This is a genomic window from Mesorhizobium sp. M1A.F.Ca.IN.020.03.2.1 (assembly GCF_004023205.1).
Taxonomy (GTDB): Bacteria; Pseudomonadota; Alphaproteobacteria; order Rhizobiales; family Rhizobiaceae; genus Mesorhizobium.
Map to the genome: position 1 here is coordinate 1 of NZ_RZSV01000463.1, position 1,389 is coordinate 1,389.

Below are 1,389 nucleotides of genomic sequence, written 5' to 3' on the forward strand. Positions count from 1 at the left end.
GCTGCGTCGCGCGCCGCAAGCATTGCCCTGAGGTTGTCGGTCGCGACCGCCACGACCTTGGCGGCCTCCTTGTCGCCGATCTCGCGCCAGCCCATCCTGCGCATCACCGCCTCGCGTCCGATGCGGAAATAGATGACCTGCCCGATGATGGTGAACACGGTGAGCCTCGTGGCCTCGCTCTCGGCCGGTTCGCCGGTCGCCTGCTCCCAGATCTGGCACAGCCGGCGATGCGTCGGTTCGAACACGCCGGCATAAATGCGGTCGAGCGCCGCCGTCGGATGCGAGAGCTCGCGCAGTACGAATTGTACGATCTCGCCGGCCTGGGGACTTGCCACGACAAAGCCGACCATCCGCGCCAGCGCGGCAAAGAGCTGCGCCCGGGCGGCTTCCGGGCTCGAAGGGGCCGCCGGCTGGGGTGCGCCGAGCGCCTGGCCGGCGATCCCCTGGATGGTCTCGACGATGAAGTCGGCGGCGGCGGCGCGCAGCCCCTCCTTGCCGCCGAAATGATAGGCGATCGAGCCGATATTGGCCTTGGCCTCGGCCGCGATCTCGCGCGTCGAGGTGCCGTCGAAGCCCTGCCGGCCGAACAGCTTCAGCGCGGCCTGCACCAGCGCCGCGCGCGTTTGATCGGCGGGAGAGGCTTCGCGTTGCGGCCCTTTGGCGTTCGTTTGTTTGCTCATTCCACCTATTTAATCAATCGATTGATTAAAGTCAAATTGAATTCCAACGCGGCTTGCCATCTTCCTGCGGGCGGGCTTTAGTGCGCGGCCATGGGCAAGGAAGTCGAGCGCAAGTTCCTGGTCGCTGATCCCGCCTGGCGCAGCCTGGTCGAGGCGCATATCCGCATTCGTCAGTTCTACGTCGCCGCGCAGCCTGGACGCACGGTTCGCGTACGCATCAGCGACGGAGGCTCCGCCGCGCTGACGCTGAAGTTCGGCAACAAGGCGCGCGAGCGCGACGAATTCGAATATCCGATCCCGCTCGCCGAGGCCGAGGAATTGATGGCCTTCGCGATCGGGCGTGTCATCGAGAAGACACGTCACCATGTTAGGCACCGCGGCTATCTCTATGAAGTCGATGTGTTCGGCGGAGTGCTCTCGGGGCTGGTGGTCGCGGAGTTGGAGACGCCGGAGGACGTGCCTGACGAAATGCTGCCCGACTGGCTCGGTCGCGAGGTCACCGGTGAGTCGAGGTTTTACAACGCGTCGCTGGCCCTCGGCGGGATTCCGGAGATAGCCGCATGAGCTTTCGCATCGATCCGCGCTTGCCGCTGACCGGCGAGGTCAGGCGCATATTGGCTGACGAGATCGGCAAGGCGCTTGGCCAACTCGAGACGGCGCGCGACAAGCCGGAGCAGGGACTGCACAAGTGCCGTAAGCGGCTTAAGGG

Annotated in this window: 2 protein-coding genes and 1 pseudogene; 2 read left to right on the forward strand and 1 reads right to left on the reverse strand. The window is 65.4% G+C overall.

The window, feature by feature from the left end:
- A partial coding sequence (locus EOA79_RS32050) for a DUF1956 domain-containing protein (protein WP_128293690.1) occupies positions 1 to 680 on the reverse strand: 680 nt, incomplete at its 3' end.
- A 90-nt stretch (positions 681 to 770) separates the two neighbouring features.
- Here EOA79_RS32050 and EOA79_RS32055 point away from each other — a divergent pair.
- Together EOA79_RS32055 and EOA79_RS33980 are read left to right on the forward strand one after the other, a co-directional pair.
- Entirely contained in the window at positions 771 to 1,244 is a 474-nt protein-coding gene (locus EOA79_RS32055) for a CYTH domain-containing protein (protein ID WP_067323434.1), read from the forward strand.
- A pseudogene (locus EOA79_RS33980) lies at positions 1,241 to 1,389 on the forward strand (CHAD domain-containing protein); the annotation flags it as partial. The gene EOA79_RS32055 and the pseudogene EOA79_RS33980, both read left to right, overlap by 4 nt.

Bases quoted from the DNA above. Each gene is read 5' to 3' on its own strand.
- EOA79_RS32055 (WP_067323434.1), top strand. From the start codon at position 771: ATGGGCAAGGAAGTCGAGCGCAAGTTCCTGGTCGCTGATCCCGCCTGG.